The following is an 18,161-nucleotide window of genomic DNA, read 5'->3' as shown; positions in this document are numbered from 1 at the left end:
CGATACCGACAGTACCTGATACTGTCGGTTACATGAAATCGATCACAGACGGTCGCTCGACGAGGTGGCAGAAGCATCGCGACGAGCGTCGTCGCGAACTTCTGCGCTCCGTGCGGCTCGTCGTCGACGAATACGGCGACGATATGTCGATGGAGCAGATCTCGGACGCCACCGGGACGTCGAAGTCGGTGCTCTACCGATACTTCACCGACCGGGCGGGACTCCAGGCGGCCATGGGCGAATGGGCGATGGGCGTCATCGTCCGGTCTCTCGACGAGGCCGCGGCCGCCTCGGCGAAGGGCAAGAGCTCACCCGCGGCGGAGGACTCCCTGGCCGCGATGATCCGAGCCTTCGTCACCCTCGCAGCGAACTCCCCGAACGTGTATCGCTTCTGCGACACCGCGGTCAACCGGTTCGCGCCCGAGGAGACCGGAGGTTTCTTCAATTCCGTTGCCGGGCAGCTGGCCGAACGCCTCGACCTGAGCGGGGAGCAGGCTCGGCTGTGGTCGGCCGGAGCGATCGGTTTCGTCCGCGCCGCCACCGAGACGTGGCTGTCCCGACCGGACCGGCCCGAGGAATTCGCCACCACCATCACCCATTGGCTCTGGGCAACCCTGCCCGAACAACGAGGAGTAGAACAATGAAGCTGTCTCTTGACCCGAAAGCCATCAACGACGTCCTCGACGGACATTGGGCAGAAGCTCGCCGACTCGGGCGGACCCTGGCCGAAGCGTCGTCGACCCATGACGATCCGGCCGATGATCTCGACACCGCACGGGCGAAGACCCTCGATGGGGTCATGATGATGGGCGAGACCGGACTGCCGATGACAGGGCTGTCACCGGAGATGGGCGGAAAGAACGAACACGCCACGAACGTCGCCGGGTTCGAAGAGACCGTGACCGCAAACCCCAGCCTCCAGATCAAGGCTGGCGTCCAGTTCGGACTCTTCGGCGGCGCGATCCTCCACCTCGGGAATAAGGAGCAGCATCAGAAATGGCTGCTCGACGCTCAGTCCGGCCGGCTGCTGGGTTCGTTCGCGATGACGGAGATCGGGCACGGCTCCGATGTGGCGAACGTGGCGACCACCGCCACCTACGATGAGGCGACCGAAGAGTTCGTCATCGAGACCCCCTTCCGGGCCGCAACGAAGGAGTACATCGGCAACGCCGCCCGCGATGCCCGGGCCGCCGTCGTCTTCGCTCAGCTCATCACCAAGGGTGTCAAGCACGGGGTGCATGCCTTCTTCGTGCCCGTCCGCGACGAGGCCGGTGAGCCGATGCCGGGAGTCTCGATCGAAGACGACGGCTACAAGGGCGGGCTCAAGGGAGTTGACAATGGTCGCCTCGCCTTCGACTCCGTGCGGATCCCCCGCACCAACCTGCTCAATCGCTATGGAGACGTCACCGCCGACGGCACGTACTCCTCCCCCATCGAATCGCCGGGACGCCGCTTCTTCACGATGCTCGGCACCCTGGTCCAGGGCCGGGTCTCGCTCGACGGCGCCTCTGTGGTCGCGTCGAAGATCGCCCTCGACATCGCCGTGCGCTATGGACTCGAGCGCAAGCAGTTCACGGCCGGCGATGAATACGCCGAGACGACTCTGCTCGACTACGGCCAGCATCAGCGTCGCCTCATGCCGGCCCTCGCCGCCGTCTACGCCTCGGCGTTCGCGCACGAGAAGCTGCTGACCTCCTTCGAAGAGGTCTTCGCCGGAGCCGATGACTCCGAGGAGAACCGGGCTCTGCTCGAGACCCGGGCGGCTGCGTTCAAGGCCGACTCGACCTGGATGGCGCTCGACGTCATCCAGGAATGCCGTGAAGCCTGCGGCGGTGCCGGATTCATGGCGGAGAACCGCCTCGTGGGGCTGCGCGCCGACCTCGACGTCTACGTCACCTTCGAAGGCGACAATACGGTGCTGCTGCAGCTCGTGGCCAAGCGCCTCCTCGGCGACTATGCCAAGGAATTCGCGAACCTCGACGTCGGCGGAGCCGCCCGCTTCATCGGCACCCAGGCCGCCGAACATACGCTCTACCGCACCGGTCTGGCCAATGCCGGACGGGCGATCTCGGATGCGCTGACCCCGAACCTCGGCGACAAGCGGATCAGGTCGGGACGCCTGCAGCGAACCCTGCTCGAAACGCGTCTGGAGGTCATGGTCGCCGGAGTCGCTCAGGCGCTGCGGCCTGCGACGAAGATGCCGGCCGCGCAGGCGGCCGATCTGTTCAACGTCCACCAGCATGAGCTCATCGAGATGGCACGCGCCTATGTCGAGCTCGAGAAGTGGAAGGCGCTGGACGAGAAGATGAAGGAGCAGACCGACGCCGATCAGGCCAAGGCCTTCCGTCGTCTGCGTGACACCTACGGTCTCGGACTGATCGAGAAGCATATGGCATGGCACCTCATGTACGGTCGCCTGCCGATGTCGCGTGCACGCCAGATCAACGAGACGCTGAACCGGCTGTGCACGAAGCTCGCGGCCAATGCCCTCGACCTCGTCGAGGCATTCGGCTACTCGGATGTCCACCGTCGGGCCACCATCGCCTCCGGCGTCGAAGCCGAGCGTCAGGCCGAGGCCGCCGACTACTACCGTCGGGCGCGGGCTCGTCAGGACTTCCCGGTCGACGAGAAGCAGCTGCGCAAGGCCGCGAAGAAGAAGGCGAAGGCCGCCGCAAGGTGACCGCAGGCCCGTGATTCGGGCACACCAGAAGACCCCCGCAGCGAACGGTCTGCGGGGGTCTTCTGGTGCTTGGGGCGATTCGGGTCGTCGGCAGGCGACTGTGATCGCTGCCGGAGGGTCCTGACGGATTCAGTCGGCGAGGAAGTCGGCGAGCACCGCCGAGATCTTCTCCGTCTCGGTGAGGAACCCGTCGTGACCGACCGGGGAGTCGATGATGTGGTGCCGGACTCTCCCCGGCAGCGCCTCGGCGAGGGTGCCCACCTGTTCCGGCGGGAACAGCCGATCCGAGGATACGGAGACCACGAGGTTGTCGGTGCAGGCATCGGCCAGGGCGACCGTGAGGTCAGAGGAGCGGCCTCGGCGCACATCATGGTCGCGCAGGGCGCGTGTGAGCACGATATAGCTGTGCGGATCGAACCGGGCGGTGAGCTTCTTGGCCTGATGGTCCAGGTACGAGGTCACCTCGTAGTAGTCCTCCGACCGCAGCCGACGGGAGAAGCGTTCGTTGAGGTCGGCATCGTTGCGATACGTCAGGTGCGCGATCTGCCGAGCCAGGCCGAGACCATGACTGGGGAAGCTTCCGACGGCCGAATAGTCACCGGAATAGTAGTCGGCGTCGAGTTCGATCGCGCGTTCCTGCATCATCGCCCAGGCGATCTGGTCGGCTTCGCAGAAGGCCGGTGCGGCGATGACCGCGCATTTGCGGACCTTCCTGGAATCCAGCAGAGCGAACTCGAGCGCTCGCGCACCTCCCATGGATCCGCCGATGACGGCGACCCAGGAGTCGATGCCGAGGATCTGGGTGAGATTGTGCTCCAGACGTGCCATGTCGCGGATCGAGACCCGAGGGAAACGGGAGCCGTAGGCCAGGCCGTCTTCATAGGACGACTGCGGCCCGGTCGTTCCCGAGCAGCCTCCGAGGGAGTTGGCACACACCACGAAGTACTTGTCGGTGTCGACGGCTTCCCCGGGTCCGACGACACCCGCCCACCATTCGGTGACGCGGGTGTCGCCGGTCAGAGCATGCTCGATGAGGATCGCATTGGACCGGTCGGCGTTGAGGGTGCCGAAGGTCTCATACGCGATCTCGACCGTGCCGAAGGTGTGTCCCGAGTCCGTGCCGAAGCCGAGGATCCGTTCGACGGAAGTGCTCTGGGTGGTCATCTCAGGCCGCGGTCTGCGCCTTCGCCGCAGCTGCCGCGAAGCCCTTGTCGAGGTCGCCGATGATGTCGTCGATGCCTTCGATGCCCACGGACAGGCGGACCAGGGCCGGGTTGACGCCGGCAGCCTTCTGGGCTTCTTCGTCGAGCTGTGCGTGCGTGGTCGAGGCCGGGTGGATGACGAGCGAGCGGACGTCGCCGATGTTCGCCACCAGCGAGTGCAGTTCGAGGGCGTCGACGAAGGCCACAGCAGCGTCGTATCCGCCGGCGATGTCGAAGGCGAGCACCGAACCCACGCCGTTCGGCAGGTACTTCTTGGCCAGGCCGTTCCAGGGGCTCGACTCGAGTCCGGCGTAGGCGACGCGGTCGACCTGGTCGTGGGCTTCGAGGTAGGCGGCGACCTTGTTCGCGTTCTCCACGTGGCGCTCGATGCGCAGGCTCAGGGTCTCGATGCCCTGGGCCAGCAGGAATGCGTTCGTCGGGCTGAGCGAGGGTCCGAGGTCGCGCAGACCCTGCACGCGAGCCTTGAGTCCAAAGGACACGTTTGCTCCGAAGGGTCCGTCGGCGCCGAGGTCGCGGGCGAAGACGAGTCCGTTGTAGGAAGCGTCGGGTTCGTTGAAGCCGGGGAACTTCTCCGGCTGTGCGCCGTAGTCGAAGTTGCCGCTGTCGACGAGGACTCCGGCAACGGAGTTGCCGTGGCCGCCGAGGTACTTCGTGGCGGAATGGAGGACGACGTCGGCGCCGTGTTCGATCGGACGCACGAGGTAGGGGCTGGCCAGGGTGTTGTCGACGAAGAGCGGCACACCGGCTTCATGGGCGATTCCGGCGATCGCTTCGATGTCGAGGATGTCCGAGCGCGGGTTCGACACGACCTCGCCGAAGAGGATCTTGGTGTTGTCCTGGATCGCGTTCTTCCATGCCTCGTGGTCGTCGACGTCGACGAAGGTGGTGTCGATGCCGAGCTTGCGCAGGGTGACGTCGAGGAGGTTGACGGTTCCGCCGTAGAGGCTGGAGCTGGCGACGATGTGGTCGCCGGCTCCGGCGACGTTCGTGATGGCGAGGAAGGCCGCAGACTGGCCAGAGGCGGTGAGCACAGCGTGGACGCCGCCTTCGAGATCGGCGATGCGGTTCTCGACGACCTCGTTCGTCGGGTTCGTCAGGCGGCTGTAGACGGGGCCGACATCGGTCAGCGCAAAGCGCGCTGCGGCGTGGTTCGCGTCGTTGAACACGAACGAGGTGGTCTGGTGGATGGGCAGGGCGCGCGAACCGGTGGTCGGATCGGGAACCTGTCCGGCATGGATCTGGCGAGTTTCGAATGCCTGGGTCATGGTGACTCTCCTGTGTGAGTGCGGTGGCGGTGTCGTTGGTTGAGGCGATGTGATGTGTCTACTGTCATCGACTTCGCCGGCTAGCGCCCGCCTGTGTGTCATGTTGGCGTCATCGTGTGTCATGTTTCGTCACACCGTGTGGTGCAGCTGTCATCTGGCAGTGCCGACGATCACCGGAAGTTCCGCGCCTTCGTCGGCAGCTGCACTTCCAGGGGGATGAGTTTGTGCGCATACAGGCTGACCACGTCTCCCCCGCGTTGGATGAGGCCGGTGACGACGAGTGCGTTGCGGGAGGTAGCGACCGTGCGGAAGCGCTTCATCAGCCCGGCCGTGGCCACCACATTGAGCATCCCGAATTCGTCTTCGAGGTTGATGAAGGTGATCCCCGAGGCGGTGGCCGGGCGCTGCCGGTGGGTGACGATCGCGGCCACCGTCATCCGGGTTCCGTCCGCCGCACTCGCGGCATCCGCCGTCGATGAGTATCCGCGGGCGCTCAGCGTCTCGCGCATCATCTCCGTGGGGTAGCCGTCGACGGTGATCCCGGTGGAGAAGAGTTCGGCCAGGGTCACGTCGAAGGCGTCCATGGTCGGCAGTCTCGGGGCCGAGTCCACGCTCGCCGTTCCCGGCAGCAGCCCGGGATGGGCACCGGCGACTCCCCCGGCCAGCCACAGCGCCTGCCGTCTGTCGAGGTCGAATCCGGACAGGGCTCCGGCCGTGGCCAGCGATTCCAGGGCCTGCTTGCCGATCCCGGTACGTTCGGCCAGATCCGCCACCGAGGTGAAGGGTGCGTTGTCGCGTTCGCCCACGATCACCTCGGCGAAGGAGCCGACATGGGCGACCGTGTCCAGTCCCAAGCGGATCCCCAGCTCCCCCGCCGAGGCTGCGCCCCCGTTCCCGGGCGCCGCCTCGGTGAGGGTGTGCCCCGGTTTTCCGGGGTAGACCCGTTCGAGGTCCGTGGCCGCTTGGGACCGGCGGATGTCGACGGGCAGGATCGGCACTCCGTGCCGGCGGGCGTCGGCGATGAGCGACTGCGGGGAGTAGAAGCCCATCGGCTGGCTGCGCAGCAGTCCGGCGGTGAAGGCCGCATGGTGGTGGTATTTGAACCAGGCGGACTGATAGACGAGGTTCGCGAAGCTGATGGCGTGCGATTCGGGGAACCCGTAGTTCGCGAAGGCGGCGATGGTGGCAAAGATCGCCTCGGCGGTCTCCGCGTCGACTCCGCGCTCAAACGCTCCGGTGCGGAACTTCTCGGCGAGTTCGGCCATCCGCTTCTCCGAGCGGCGCGAGCCCATGGCCTGCCGCAGCCGGTCGGCATCGGCCCCGGTGAACCCGCCGACGTCGATGGCCATCTGCATGAGCTGCTCTTGGAACAGAGGGACCCCGCAGGTCTTAGCCAGGGACTTCTCGAGCAGCGGGTGGAGGTATTCGACCTTGTCCAGGCCCTGCCGTCTGCGGATATAGGGGTGGACGGAGCCGCCTTGGATCGGCCCCGGTCGGATGAGGGCGACCTGGACGGCCAGGTCGTAGAACGTCTCCGGACGCAGCCGGGGCAGAGTGGCCAGCTGGGCACGGGATTCGACCTGGAAGACCCCGACCGCGTCGGCGCGGCAGAGCATCTCGTAGACGGCTTCATCATCGTCATCGATCTCCGCCCGGTCGATGAGGACCCCGGTGTGACGGTGGACGAGCCCGACCATCTCATGCAGGGCGGTGAGCATACCCAGGCCGAGCAGATCGAACTTGACCAGGTCCATGGCCGCGCAGTCGTCCTTGTCCCATTGGACGACGGTGCGGTGGCCCATCGTCGCCTTCTCGATCGGCACGACTTCGCCGATGGCACGGTCGGCCAGGATCATCCCACCGGAGTGGATGCCCAGATGGCGCGGTGAGCCGAGGAGATCCTCGGCGACCTTGAGCACCGGGGCGGGCACCGGTGAGTCCTCGGCATCGGGCAGGCTCGACCACCGGTTGCTCGACTTCGAGAACGCATCCTGCTGGCCGGGGGCATAGCCGAGGCTGAAGGCGGCGTCCCGGATGGCCGATTTCGCACGGTAGGTGATGACATTGGCGACTTGGGCGGCCCGGTCGCGGCCGAAATGGTCGTAGACGTATTGGATGACCTCTTCGCGGCGGCCGGATTCGATGTCGATGTCGATGTCCGGGTACCCCTTGCGGTCCGGGGACAGGAACCGGTCGAAGAGCAGTCCGTGTTTGACGGCGTCGACGGCGGTGATGCCCAGGACGTAGCAGACCGCGGAGTTCGCCGCCGATCCCCTCCCCTGGCAGAAGATGCCCATATGGCGGCAGAATTCGGTGATGTCGAAGACGATGAGGAAGTATCCGCAGAACCCCAGCTGCGCGATCATGTCCATCTCCCGGTCCAGCTGTTCCCAGGCTCGGGGGTTCTCGGCTCTCGTTCCGTAGCGGGTGCGACCGCGTTCGGCGATGAGGCCGCGCAGATAGGTCTCCCCCTCGGTCTCATCGGGCATCGGCGCCTTCGGCAGGTCGGGGCGGGCCGAGGAGAGGACGAAGGAGGCGTCCCGACCGATCCGCACCGCGTTGTCCACAGCTTGCCGAGGGAAGCGTGCGAGCATCTCCTCACCGGTGTGGATGCGTGCGCTCGCCGTCGCCGGCAGCCATCCGGCCAGTTCGTCCAGGGACTTCCGCGACCGCACCGAGGCACGCACCTGAGCCGACTTCCACTCGGCCCGGGTGGCGAAGTGGACGGCGTTGCTGGCGATGATCGGCAGACCCGTCCGCTGGGCCAGATCGCCGAGGTGGCGCAGCCTCTCGTCGTCATCCGGGGTTCCGTCCCGGCTGAGTTCGACGGCGACCCGGTCGGGTCCGAAGAGTGCGGTGAGTTCGCGCAGAGCGCTGAGTCCGCCGTCATCGTCGCCCAACGCTCGTCGCAGCGGTCCTTTGCGACAGCCGGTGAGGATCATCCAGTCTCCGTCTTCAGCTGCGAGTTCTTCGAGGTCGAAGAGCGGACGGTTCTTCTCACCGCGCAGGTTCGCCGCGGTGATGATCTGAGAGAGCTGGTGGTAGCCCTCGACGCTGCGGGCGAGGACGAGCAGGTGGGTGGCATCGGGGTCGGTCTGGCCGGGGATCTTCTCCTGCAATCCCACGGACAGCTCGGAGCCGAACACGGTGTCCAGCCCCACCTCGGCGGCGGCATGGGCGAAGCGGACGGCGCCGTAGAGTCCGTTGTGGTCGGTCAGCGCCAGGGAGCTCAGCCCGGCGGCGGCACCGGCGGCGACGAGCTCTTCGGGGTCGGAGGCTCCGTCGAGGAAGCTGAACTGGGAGTGCACATGCAGCTCCGCCCAGTCGACCTGTTTCCGCAGCAGTCCCGGTCCGCGGTTCGGCTCCTGAGCGCTGCCGGCGCCTGTCGGCTCCTGATAGCGGCTGCGTCCGTCCGAACCGCCGGGGCCGACCGAGACTTGGTAGCGGTCGGGGCGGGAGAACGCTGGGGCGTCGGAGCCGTCGGCGTGTTTGTCGACAGGCTGTTTTCCTGCCGGGCTCTCGCCAGCAGGCTGTTTGTCCGCCGGGGAGGACGGGATGTCCTTGCCTTCGAGGCGGTGCGCCAGCTTCGACCACGGTGTGCGTGGGTTCGAGAATCCCATCGGGACCTCCTCCTCTCAGATGGGGTCGTTGGTCAGCAGGTTGCCGGTCAGCGGTAACGGCCGGTGAGGTACCACTGACCGCGCTCTTTGCTCAGCAGAAGGGCACGGCCGGCATCGGTGACCACCTGCAGCCGGGTGCGGTAGACGGCTCGGTTCGGGTCCCACCACCCGGATTCGATGGGCCAGGAACCGGAGTAGTCGGTGATGGCCTCGGTCTGCCCGGTGGGGAATCTGATCGTCGCCGGGGCCGCGCCCAGACCCGAGGGGCGTGCCTCCACCGGTGAGCCGTCCGCGGCGAGCACGTCGACGGCGGAGTGTTCGACGGTCGTCGGACGGGGTGCGTGCAGAGCACCGGGCCAGGGAGCGGCAGGGCTGCGTTCGGGAACGGCCGCCTGCTGCCACGGGGTCCACAGGTTCGTCTCGGCAGGATCCCACCCGCCTTGGATGCCCGGAACCAGGACGGCATCTGGGCCGAACAGTCCCTGCAGACGCTCGAGCGTATGGGTGATCTGCCCGGTGTTCTCGTCGAACAGGCTGCGTGTGGCACCGATCGGGGTGGTCAGTTCGGCCGCGATGAGGCGCAGCGCGATGATGCCGTCGTCGGCGAAGTCCTCGGCGTCGGGCGCCGGCTCGTCGACGATGTCGAGTTCCTGCGGGTCAGCCTGTGCCGTGCGGGGATTCTGTCCCGGAGGCGAACCCCGGCCCGCTCCCGCCAGCCAGCCTTCGGCCTGCCACCGCAGGCGGTCGGCGATCGCATTCTCCTGCATGTCCTCGATCCGCCAGGTCCGAGACGAGGACTGGCCGCCCGCGGCATCGAGTTCGATCGTGATCTGGGTGCAGACCAGCCCCTGTCTGCGCACCTTGGCCAGCAGGTCGGCACCGAGCTGGCGGGCGAGGAAGCCGAGGGTGTCGCTGCGGGTCGTCGGGGCATCGAGATCGAGTTCGACGTCGAGCTGTTCGCCGCGGACATGATCGGCGAGCGGGGCTCCTGCCCGCCCGGAGGCCAGGTCGTGCAGATGCCGACCGAAGGCGCCGAAGCGTGCGTTGACGTCTGTGGTCGCAAGGCGGGCGAGGTCACCGAGGGTGCGCAGCCCCAGCTGCAGGAAGACCTCGATCAGCGCGGTCGCCTCGGCGCCGGCGTATTCCAGGGTGGTGATCGGCTGGGCGGAGAGGAAGTCCACGGTCTGTCCGGGTTCGACGCGGCGCGCCTGCCCGGCGGCGAGGACCGCGGCGAAGACGGTGTCGGCGATCCCGGGGAAGAACTCCCATCCGGTGTCATCGACGAGTGCTGAGACCAGTGTCTCGACCGCATCGGCTTCGTCGGCGTAGCCGTGTCTGAGCGAGTCGAGAGGGATTGCCAATGTTCCCGGGCTGAGCAGGGTGAACCGTGCGACGAGGTTGTCGAGGGCACCGACTCCGGCACTGAAATGACGGTTGTCGGCCTCTTCGTCCCAGACTGCGATGTGAGCTTCCGGACAGCGGTATCCCACGGCGCGTTTGTTGTTCCCGGCGGCGATTCCGGCGGCACGGGCCGGAGCATCGGCGGCGATGACCTTGCCGGCGTGGAGGACCGCGACAGGGCGGCCCGGTGCGATGTCGTGCTCGACCGCTGCGGCCACCGCCGGCCAGTCGGGAACGGTGAGCACGAGGGTGCGGCCGGACTCATCCGACATGGCTGATCACCTGCCGCAGCTGTGTGATCGTCGACCACCGAGGATCGTCGGTCGTGTCCGTGGCCGGATCTGCGCCCAGGCCCGTTGTCGAGGCGATGGACGCTCCACTGTCTGCCACCGCTTCCAGCGTCCCCGCGGGGACGCTGGCGGGAGTCCCGGACGGCCCGGGCAGCAGGAACCGGTGGGTTCCCGTCTGTGAACGGGCACGGACGAGGCAGGACTGCAGACGTCCGCGACCGTGTTCGGCACCCGACCAGCGGGTGTCGGTGATCTCGATCTGTTCCGTGCTGCCGGAAAGAGGTCGGAGGCTGATGAGGCTCATTCGTCGCTCCCGGATCTTCGCCAGGAGTCGGGCCCGTTCCGAAGCGCTCGGGGCGAAGCCGGGGTCGACGAGGATGATGTCGAAGGATTCGATGAGGATCGACGCCACCCGCAGCCAGTCCTCGCCGGGGGTCGCGAGGTTGACGAAATGGTCGAGATCGACACCGAGGTCGGCGATCGAGGACACGGACGGTTCGCCGAGCCCGATGCCGGCACACCACTTCTGCTCCCGGGTCGCCGCAGCGATCGTCGCCAGACCGCAGCTCAGCGACAGCTCACCGGTGACGGTGACGAGTTCCCCACGCGGCAGACCGCCGCGACGGAACAGCGGAGAGAGCACAGGATCCACCGGATGTGGTGGGATCTTGTCGAACAGCGCCGCAGCCGTGGAGATCCCCGTCTCCCGACTGAGCTGTTCGATGACCGGTGCTGCTGACATGACATCCATTATCGAACTGGTGTTCTAAATTGGCAAGATTCAGACAACAGCTTTGCCTTCCCGGGCGTGTCGCCATCCGGCTTCGAACATCCATGCGACACAGAGGCCGAGGTCAAAGCCGTAACCACCGCCGACCGTGCCGGGATCGGCCGCTTTCGTGATCTGCTTGACCTCGGCAACACGAACCGCCGTATTGAACATCATCCGCCCCCTCACCCGGCTTTCCAGAGGAAGCAGCTGGGAGCCGTCGGGCAGGTAGAAGGCAAAGGCGGCGGGACCGCGCATCGCTCCAGCGAAGTCCGCTCCGGTGCGTTCGATGCGCAGCTGATATTTGTGCACCACGGTGTGATGCCGACGACAGAGCAGGATGAGATTGTCCAAATCGGTCCTCCCACCCTGTGACCAGGGACGGATATGGTGCGCATCGCATCGCCTGCGGGCGCGGCAGCCGGGGAATTGGCAGCAGACATCACGCACACTCAGCGCCATTCGCTGTCGTCTGCTCACCAGACGCTTCGAGCGCCCGAGCATGAGGACGTCGCCTCCGGCATCCTTGATCGCCCCGCTGATCAGCGCCTCACAGCTCAGGCGCTCTGCCGTCGCCGCAGTGATTCCGCCGAACCCTTCGATCCGACAGGTCGTATCCGCGCGTCCGCTCGACGTCCCCGCGGGGACGTTTCCCTCGACTCCTGCCGGACGGGCCGGCTCAATCCCCTCTTCCGCCGGACGGTTCGTTTCGCCTTTCATCCCCGCGGGGACGCCTGCGTCGGCTGCCGGCCTTGCGGGGATACTGAGCAGAGGGGGCTTGAACGCGGGCGCGGCTTCCACCGTGGCGCCGCTGCGAGTGATCACCTCGGCGGAGGCATGGACGAGCAGCCGGGCACGATCGGCGTCGATCGAACCCGCGGGCTCGGCACGGGGGAAGGCGTGGATGATCTCCATCAGGCACATGACCTGGGAGACCGGCTCATTAGGAGCCTCGTCCACTGTGCCGCCTTCGCCCGCAGCCCTCTCCTCATCGGAACCGCCGTCATGGACGGGACGCTCGAGAACCTGGCGGGCGGCGTCGAGCATCGCGGCGATCTCTGCGGCATCGTCCTCCTCGAGTTCGATCGTGATCCGGGTCCGACCGGGTGCCACCTGACGCATGCTCACACTGTCCTGAGCCAGGTACAGCGGGAACGGGCCGTTGTCGATCTTGTCGGCCAGCTGCTGGTAGTTCTGCGAGATCCGGCTGATCTGGCTGCCGGTGGCAAGGGTGGCCAGACGCAGTGCCTCATCGTCACCGATCCGCTCACCCAGCCGGGTCACTTCCCTCACCTTTGAGAAGCTGACATCACCGCCCGCCAGACTCTTCTTCACCTTCGGCATCTCCCGCAGCGCCCTCATCACGCGCACATACTCGCGAGCCGTGTGCATGCTCACCGACGCCACATGCATCACCCACTCGGTCAGGGTCTTCACCCCGACCCACTCAGCCCACAATCCTCGCCTCTCGACCTCGTCGATGAGGGTGATGACGCGGGCATGGCAGAAGGAGATGCATGAGATGTTGCGCCGGATATCCGTCACGATCTGCTCACAGGTGAGGGTGCTGGGGTCCACATCGGCGTCAGCTCCTCCATAGTCCTTCGGATCGACGCTCAGCCCTTCGAGGTCGGCCGCCTCCGCTGCAATCGGCTCATCGTCTCTCATGGTGCTCCCCTCCCGCGGCCTCGTCGGCCCTCCGGTCCGGCGATCCCCATGACCACCAACCGTGCCTCCACTCTAGGATTCGGCACTGACACGAGAATTCGAGCGAAGACAGTCTGCAGCAATCGATCATGGCCGAGATTCGATTGAGTTTCGTTTCTGCAGATGGCCGGACTCAGCCATATGCGTCTGGCCGACGGCCGAACTTGCCCTTACCTGCCGTGTCAGCGCCGACGGGTAGGGTGACGTCATGACTGACGAAGCCCGCACCCGCGAAGCGGCCACGCGTGATTCCTATGATGCGATCGCCCGGACCTACACGGACTGGGTCGCCGATGAACTCACCGCCAAACCGCACGACCGTGCCGTCCTCGGGGCCTTCTCCGAGCTCGTCCTCGGCACCGGGTCAGCGGAGGTCCTCGACATGGGCTGCGGACCCGGTCGCATCACGACATTCCTCGCCGCCCTCGGACTTCAACCGCGCGGACTCGACCTCTCCCCGGCCATGCTCGAACTCGCTCAGGGCCTCTATCCGACTCATCAGTTCGACGTCGGGTCGATGACCGCCCTGCCCTATGCCGATGAGTCCTTCTCCGGTCTCGTTGCCTGGTACTCGACGATCCATGTCCCGGACGACGAGCTTGTCCTCGCCTTCGCCGAGGCGGCCCGTGTCCTTCGCCCGGGCGGCTGGTTCCAGCTGGCGTTCCAGCTCGGGGACCGGGTCGATCATTTCTCCGATCTCGCCGGCTTCGACGTCGATCTCGACTTCCACCGCCGCTCGATCGCTGACGTGCTCACCGCGCTCGAACCGCACGGCTTCATTCCTGCCACCCGCCTCGAACGCGAACCCGACCGAATCGGTCGCTTCCCGGAGGCGACCAGGCAGGGGTACCTCCTCGTTCGTAAGGCCGGCCTCTGAGGTGAGAAGATGAAGGTGATATGAACATCGACATCGTCTTCCACACTCCCGAGATCCCCGGCAACACCGGAAACGCCATTCGGCTCGCCGCGGTCACCGGAGCTCATCTGCATCTCGTCGAGCCCCTCGGCTTCGACCTCTCCGACGCGAAGCTGCGCCGAGCCGGTCTCGACTATCACGACCTCGCCCATGTCACCGTCCATCGTTCGATCGACGAACTCTGGGGCCACCTCGGTGAACGTCGGGTGATCGCGTTCAGCACGCATACGGACAATTCCTTCGCCGAGGTGGACTACCAAGACGGTGATGTCCTCCTCTTCGGGCGCGAGTCGACGGGACTGCCCGACGAAGTCGTCAACGACGAGCATGTGGATATGACGGTGCGGATTCCGATGCTGCCGGCACGCCGTTCGCTCAACTTGGCGAACTCGGCATCCATCGCCATCTACGAAGCCTGGCGTCAGCACGGCTACGCAGGGGCATGAACCCGCGTAGACTTCTTCGCGAACGCTTTACCTGAAAGGACCACTATGACCGCCAAGGTGCTCACTGTCGCCGGATCCGATGTCTCCGGAGGAGCCGGACTCGAAGCCGATCTGAAGATGTTCGACGAATACGGGGCCTTCGGCACTGCCGTCGTCACCTGCATCGTCACTTTCGATCCCAATGACGGGTTCGCCCACGTCCTCGAGTTCATCGAGCCCGAGGTCGTCACCCGTCAGCTCGAATCGACGCTGGCCGTGCACGAGTTCACCGCCATCAAGTCTGGAATGCTCGGCTCCGTCGACTCGGCACTGGTCCTCGCCGAAGAGCTGAAGACCAATGATCTGCCGTACGTCTTCGATCCTGTGCTCGTGTGCAAGGGCGCAGGCACTATGGTCGATCTCAAGGATCTCTTCGTCGAGAACCTCGTGCCTCTGGCCACCGTCGTCACCCCGAACCTCGAAGAGGCCGCGACACTGGCCGGGGTCGAACCCATCGACTCCGTCGAGGGCATGATCGAGGCCGCGAAGATCATCCACGGGCAGGGCGCGAAGAACGTCGTCGTCAAGGGCGGAGCCCGCCTCGCCGGGGACGATGCCATCGACATCCTCTTCGACGGTGAGACCGTGACGACTCTGCGCTCGCGCAAGGTCAACAACAAGCTCGTCAATGGTGCAGGATGCTCCTTCGCCTCCTCGATCGCGGCAGGAATCGCCACCGGTCTCGACATCAAGGACGCCGTCGTCTCCGCCAAGGAGAAGGTCGCTCACGGAATCGCGAACTGCCTCGACAATGCCACCGGCGTCGCCTCGCTCTACCATCCGGCGGCACGGGTGAGCCCCTCGCTCGAGGTCTCAGTCACCGTCGACTGATCATCGGTGCTTCGGCTGCGTCCCCGCGGGGACGCAGCCAGTCACGGTCGGGACGTCGCAGCAGAGTCAGTCGACCTGCAGACAGCAGATCGCCCCGCACACCATTCCGGTGTGCGGGGCGATCTGTATGAAGCTGTTGGAAACGCCCGAGATCAGCGCTTGCCGAAGCCCTTGTAGCGGTCCTTGAACTTCTCCACGCGGCCGGCGGAGTCGAGGATGCGCTGCTTGCCCGTGTAGAACGGGTGCGAAGCGGACGAGATCTCGACGTCGATCACGGGGTAGGTGTTGCCGTCTTCCCACTCGATGGTCTTCTCGCTCTTGGCGGTGGAGCGGGTGAGGAACTTGGTGCCGGAAGCCAGGTCGTTGAACACGATCGGCGCGTATTCCGGGTGGATGTCCTTCTTCATTTTCTTACCTCTGCTGAATTCTTTCAGGCGCCTGATATGAGTTGAACTCATCTGCCAGTGCCCGAATTCGTCTGCTGGACACGCTCCGAACCGTAGGAACCGGACACAGAGCGACAATCGATTCTAACTGATGAGCCCGGACAAAGCGATTCGACACGGATCTCCTAAACTGTGGCCATGACCACGAAGGAACGCCTCTCCACTCAGTTCACCCTCCGACCCGCCGCCACCGCCCCCGAACTCATGGCCGAATCGACGGCCGCCGCATTGTCCACGGTCTCCGGCGATGTCGACGTCTTCGACATCGATCCGCAGATCGCCGATACCGCTGCTCTCCTCGATGCGACGGATCTGCCTCCGGCCACTTCGGCGAACTGCGTTCTCGTCGCCGGGTCGCGGGGTGGTGAGGAGCGGATCGCCGCCTGCATGGTGCTGGCGAACACCCGCGCCGACGTCAACAAGCGGGTCAAGAAGCTCCTCGATGTCCGCAAGGCCTCGTTCCTGCCGCTCGAACGCGCTGTGAACGAATCTGGGATGGAGTACGGCGGCATCGGTCCGATCGGCCTGCCGGAGAATTATCGGGTGCTCATCGACTCCCGCGTCGCCGAGGCCGACGAACTCATCATCGGTTCCGGTATCCGCGGTTCAAAGCTGCTTCTCTCCGGTTCCACTCTCGCGTCCCTGCCCGGCGCCGAGGTGATCGAGGACCTCGCGAACGAGATCGGCTGACCGTGGCGCTCAAGCCGGCACCATGCGTCGGTTGGGTGCCGCCCGTCAGTCCTATTGCGTCCGTTAGCTCAGTCCCGCTCGTTCGATGACGTAGTCGATGAGCGGGGCGTAGAGGTTGGGCACGACGTCGTCGTCGAGTGGGATGGTCGCTTCGATCTGCCCTTGCGCCTCGGCAACGAAGAGGGCCGGGTCGTTGCAGTCGGCATAGCCGATCGTTCGCAGTCCTCTGCTCGAGGCGGCTCCGGCCCACCCGTGGTCGGCGACGACGAGGTCGGGGGCTGGTCCGCCGCGGGCGGCGATATCATCGAGCAGCGCATGCATGGGTTCGGCCAGGTGCGTGTGTGGACTGCCGCCGTGCAGGTGCCAGGTCCACACGTTGTTGATCTGTCTGACGTCCCCGCCGATCTCCGGAACCGGGATGAAATGATCACGGGTGTCGATGACGGCGCCGGCGTCTTTCGCCGCGGCGGCAATTGCCATATGCACGGGCAGGAGTCCGGCTGGGTGGCCGGTGGCGAAGAGGATCTGGCCTCCGGCGCGCGCGACCTCGCCGATGACCTCGGCGAGGCTCTCCAGAGCGTCGATGCACCGATCGGTGGAAATCGTGTCCACGCCTTCGACGAAATCGGGATCGGGCCGCAGGCCACAGCGCTCGACCATGAGCGCGAACACCGCGTCGTAGTCCCAGTCACGGGTGAGCTCGACTCCGAAGTCGAATTGGCGTTCCTGGTCGAGGAACCGGTAGATGTGCGAGAGGTTGTTCTCTCTCGGTGTGGCGACCTCCCCGGTGATCCGTCCGGCTTCAAGAGCAAGGGCTAGGGTGCTGCGGTCCACTGGGGTCCTCTCTGTAGCTTGCGGGGAATAGGGCACTGGAACAGCTCAATCTTCCTGCAGGGCGAAGCAGGTCACCGCCGAGGCGGCCGCGACGTTGAGGGAGTCCACTCCCCCGCTCATGGGGATCATCACGGTCGAGTCGCAGGCGGAGATCGTCGATCTCTTCAGTCCGTCGCCTTCGGTGCCAAAGACCACGGCCGTACGTTCCGGTGCGGTGGCGGCGAACTGGCGCAGGCTCACCGATTCATCATCGAGTGCCAGTGCCGCGACATGGAACCCGGCTTCCTGGAGCTCTGCGATCCCGTCTGGCCAGGATTCGATGCGAGTCCACGGCACCTGGAATACCGTGCCCATCGACACGCGGATCGATCGGCGATAGAGCGGATCGGCACAGCGCGGGGTCACGAGTACGGCATCGGCGCCGAATGCGGCGGCAGAGCGGAAGATGGCGCCGACGTTCGTATGGTCGACGATGTCTTCGATGACGACGAGTCGCCTGGCATCGGCGATCAAGGAGGCGACCGGAGCCGGAGCGGGTCGGCCCATGGCCGCCAGCGCTCCTCGGTGGAGGTGGAATCCGGTCAGGGACTCCACTGCGGCATCCGTGCCGATGAAGATCGGCACATCGCTCTCGGAGATGATGTCGGCCAGGTCGAACAGCCATTTCGGGCTGGTGAGGAACGACCGAGGTGAGAGGTCGGCGGCATGAGCGCGGCGGATGATCTTCGAGGATTCGGCGATGAACAGCCCCTCGGCGGGTTCGCGGACGCTGCGCAGGGCGACATCGGTCAGCTGCGTGTAGTCGCGCATGCCCTCGAGACGCCCGTGCAGGGCATCGCTGGAATCATCGACCTGGCTCCCAGCAGTCAGGTCCGCCTCGTCGAAGAAGCGCAGACGCTCGACGGCGATCTCGAGCTCAGCGGACCGATCGATGACCTGCTGCCGGGTCAAGGGTGCCTTGGCGGGAGTGTTCACAGCGCGCTTCCCTTCACAGCGGAATTCCG

The 18,161-nt window shown here is 65.9% G+C and carries 15 protein-coding genes; 6 read left to right on the top strand and 9 right to left on the bottom strand.

What is annotated here, in order from left to right; genetic code table 11:
• The first annotated feature begins 32 nt into the window (after positions 1–32).
• Complete coding sequence (locus SB749_RS08405) at positions 33–644, top strand: TetR/AcrR family transcriptional regulator (protein WP_410709962.1); 612 nt, start codon at positions 33–35, stop codon at positions 642–644.
• On the top strand, positions 641–2,680 hold the full coding sequence (locus SB749_RS08400; RefSeq protein ID WP_410709961.1) for an acyl-CoA dehydrogenase family protein: 2,040 nt from the start codon (positions 641–643) through the stop codon (positions 2,678–2,680). The genes SB749_RS08405 and SB749_RS08400 overlap by 4 nt, the downstream gene beginning before the upstream one ends.
• Positions 2,681–2,809: 129 nt before the next feature.
• Here SB749_RS08400 and SB749_RS08395 read toward each other — a convergent pair whose 3' ends face one another.
• From SB749_RS08395 to SB749_RS08370, 6 genes are all read right to left on the bottom strand, one after another.
• Complete coding sequence (locus tag SB749_RS08395) at positions 2,810–3,844, bottom strand: homoserine O-acetyltransferase (RefSeq protein ID WP_410709960.1); 1,035 nt, start codon at positions 3,842–3,844, stop codon at positions 2,810–2,812.
• Between the two features lies 1 nt (position 3,845).
• Complete coding sequence (locus SB749_RS08390; protein ID WP_410709959.1) at positions 3,846–5,168, bottom strand: O-acetylhomoserine aminocarboxypropyltransferase/cysteine synthase family protein; 1,323 nt, start codon at positions 5,166–5,168, stop codon at positions 3,846–3,848.
• A gap of 170 nt (positions 5,169–5,338) precedes the next feature.
• The gene (locus SB749_RS08385) at positions 5,339–8,788 is read right to left on the bottom strand and encodes an error-prone DNA polymerase (protein WP_410709958.1); all 3,450 of its coding nucleotides are present in this window, start codon (positions 8,786–8,788) and stop codon (positions 5,339–5,341) included.
• A 47-nt stretch (positions 8,789–8,835) separates the two neighbouring features.
• Positions 8,836–10,461: a DNA polymerase Y family protein gene (locus tag SB749_RS08380; RefSeq protein WP_410709957.1), complete on the bottom strand. Its 1,626-nt coding sequence runs from the start codon at positions 10,459–10,461 to the stop codon at positions 8,836–8,838.
• The gene (locus SB749_RS08375; RefSeq protein ID WP_410709956.1) at positions 10,451–11,221 is read right to left on the bottom strand and encodes a porin; all 771 of its coding nucleotides are present in this window, start codon (positions 11,219–11,221) and stop codon (positions 10,451–10,453) included. Before SB749_RS08375 ends, SB749_RS08380 begins: the two co-directional genes overlap by 11 nt.
• A 39-nt stretch (positions 11,222–11,260) precedes the next feature.
• Positions 11,261–12,916: an HNH endonuclease gene (locus tag SB749_RS08370; protein ID WP_410709955.1), complete on the bottom strand. Its 1,656-nt coding sequence runs from the start codon at positions 12,914–12,916 to the stop codon at positions 11,261–11,263.
• Between the two features lie 247 nt (positions 12,917–13,163).
• Between SB749_RS08370 and SB749_RS08365 the strand changes: the two genes are divergently transcribed.
• From SB749_RS08365 to SB749_RS08355, 3 genes are read left to right on the top strand one after another with little or no spacing between them, the layout of a single operon-like run.
• Positions 13,164–13,832, top strand: a complete 669-nt coding sequence (locus tag SB749_RS08365; RefSeq protein ID WP_410709954.1) for a class I SAM-dependent methyltransferase — start codon at positions 13,164–13,166, stop codon at positions 13,830–13,832.
• Positions 13,833–13,852: 20 nt separating this feature from the next.
• The gene (locus SB749_RS08360; RefSeq protein ID WP_410709953.1) at positions 13,853–14,317 is read left to right on the top strand and encodes a tRNA (cytidine(34)-2'-O)-methyltransferase; all 465 of its coding nucleotides are present in this window, start codon (positions 13,853–13,855) and stop codon (positions 14,315–14,317) included.
• Positions 14,318–14,362: 45 nt separating this feature from the next.
• Positions 14,363–15,187 (top strand): PfkB family carbohydrate kinase, encoded by an 825-nt coding sequence (locus SB749_RS08355; RefSeq protein ID WP_410709952.1) that lies wholly within the window; start codon positions 14,363–14,365, stop codon positions 15,185–15,187.
• 152 nt (positions 15,188–15,339) lie between these two features.
• Here the strand turns inward: SB749_RS08355 and SB749_RS08350 are convergent, their stop codons facing one another.
• The gene (locus tag SB749_RS08350) at positions 15,340–15,594 is read right to left on the bottom strand and encodes a type B 50S ribosomal protein L31 (RefSeq protein WP_101544255.1); all 255 of its coding nucleotides are present in this window, start codon (positions 15,592–15,594) and stop codon (positions 15,340–15,342) included.
• Between the two features lie 177 nt (positions 15,595–15,771).
• Here SB749_RS08350 and SB749_RS08345 point away from each other — a divergent pair, with 177 nt between their 5' ends.
• The gene (locus SB749_RS08345; protein WP_410709951.1) at positions 15,772–16,323 is read left to right on the top strand and encodes a YbaK/EbsC family protein; all 552 of its coding nucleotides are present in this window, start codon (positions 15,772–15,774) and stop codon (positions 16,321–16,323) included.
• Positions 16,324–16,386: 63 nt separating this feature from the next.
• On the opposite strand, the gene SB749_RS08340 is transcribed toward SB749_RS08345, so the two are convergent.
• A complete protein-coding gene (locus tag SB749_RS08340; RefSeq protein ID WP_410709950.1) occupies positions 16,387–17,157 on the bottom strand; it encodes a phosphatase in 771 nt (256 codons plus the stop codon).
• A 45-nt stretch (positions 17,158–17,202) separates the two neighbouring features.
• Positions 17,203–18,132 (bottom strand): TrmH family RNA methyltransferase, encoded by a 930-nt coding sequence (locus SB749_RS08335; protein WP_410709949.1) that lies wholly within the window; start codon positions 18,130–18,132, stop codon positions 17,203–17,205.
• Between the last annotated feature and the right edge of the window lie 29 nt (positions 18,133–18,161).

The sequence above is a fragment of the Brevibacterium sp. SIMBA_078 genome (genome assembly GCF_046534565.1).
Taxonomy (GTDB): Bacteria; Actinomycetota; Actinomycetes; order Actinomycetales; family Brevibacteriaceae; genus Brevibacterium.
This window is presented reverse-complemented; position numbering and strand designations above follow the sequence as displayed.